1 rRNA gene is annotated in these 1,397 nt (G+C 56.0%); it reads right to left on the bottom strand.

Annotated elements, in window-relative coordinates:
• Position 1 precedes the first annotated feature (1 nt).
• Positions 2 to 1,397: ribosomal RNA gene (locus IE136_RS35175) — 23S ribosomal RNA — on the bottom strand; the annotation flags it as partial.

The following is a 1,397-nucleotide window of genomic DNA, read 5'->3' as shown; positions in this document are numbered from 1 at the left end:
TGAGGACAAGCCCTCGGCCTATTAGTACCGGTCAGCTCCACCCATTACTGGGCTTCCACATCCGGCCTATCAACCCAGTCGTCTACTGGGAGCCTTACCCTCTCAAGGAGGTGGGAATACTCATCTCGAAGCAGGCTTCCCGCTTAGATGCTTTCAGCGGTTATCCCTCCCGAACGTAGCCAACCAGCCATGCCCTTGGCAGGACAACTGGCACACCAGAGGTTCGTCCGTCCCGGTCCTCTCGTACTAGGGACAGCCCTTCTCAATATTCCTACGCGCACAGCGGATAGGGACCGAACTGTCTCACGACGTTCTAAACCCAGCTCGCGTACCGCTTTAATGGGCGAACAGCCCAACCCTTGGGACCGACTCCAGCCCCAGGATGCGACGAGCCGACATCGAGGTGCCAAACCATCCCGTCGATATGGACTCTTGGGGAAGATCAGCCTGTTATCCCCGGGGTACCTTTTATCCGTTGAGCGACGGCGCTTCCACAAGCCACCGCCGGATCACTAGTCCCGACTTTCGTCCCTGCTCGACCCGTCGGTCTCACAGTCAAGCTCCCTTGTGCACTTACACTCAACACCTGATTGCCAACCAGGCTGAGGGAACCTTTGGGCGCCTCCGTTACCCTTTGGGAGGCAACCGCCCCAGTTAAACTACCCATCAGACACTGTCCCTGATCCGGATCACGGACCGAGGTTAGACATCCAGCACGACCAGAGTGGTATTTCAACGGCGACTCCACCATGACTGGCGTCACGGCTTCAAAGTCTCCCACCTATCCTACACAAGCCGAACCGAACACCAATATCAAACTGTAGTAAAGGTCCCGGGGTCTTTCCGTCCTGCTGCGCGAAACGAGCATCTTTACTCGTAGTGCAATTTCACCGGGCCTATGGTTGAGACAGTCGAGAAGTCGTTACGCCATTCGTGCAGGTCGGAACTTACCCGACAAGGAATTTCGCTACCTTAGGATGGTTATAGTTACCACCGCCGTTTACTGGCGCTTAAGTTCTCAGCTTCGCAACCCCGAAAGGTCACTAACCGGTCCCCTTAACGTTCCAGCACCGGGCAGGCGTCAGTCCGTATACATCGCCTTACGGCTTCGCACGGACCTGTGTTTTTAGTAAACAGTCGCTTCTCGCTGGTCTCTGCGGCCACCCCCAGCTCATGGAGTAAATCCAATCACCAGTGATGGCCCCCCTTCTCCCGAAGTTACGGGGGCATTTTGCCGAGTTCCTTAACCATAGTTCACCCGAACGCCTCGGTATTCTCTACCTGACCACCTGAGTCGGTTTAGGGTACGGGCCGCCATGAAACTCGCTAGAGGCTTTTCTCGACAGCATAGGATCATCCACTTCACCACAATCGGCTCGGCATCAGGTCTCAGCCTT

This window comes from Streptomyces lateritius (assembly GCF_014649715.1).
Taxonomy (GTDB): domain Bacteria; phylum Actinomycetota; class Actinomycetes; order Streptomycetales; family Streptomycetaceae; genus Streptomyces; species Streptomyces lateritius.
This window is presented reverse-complemented; position numbering and strand designations above follow the sequence as displayed.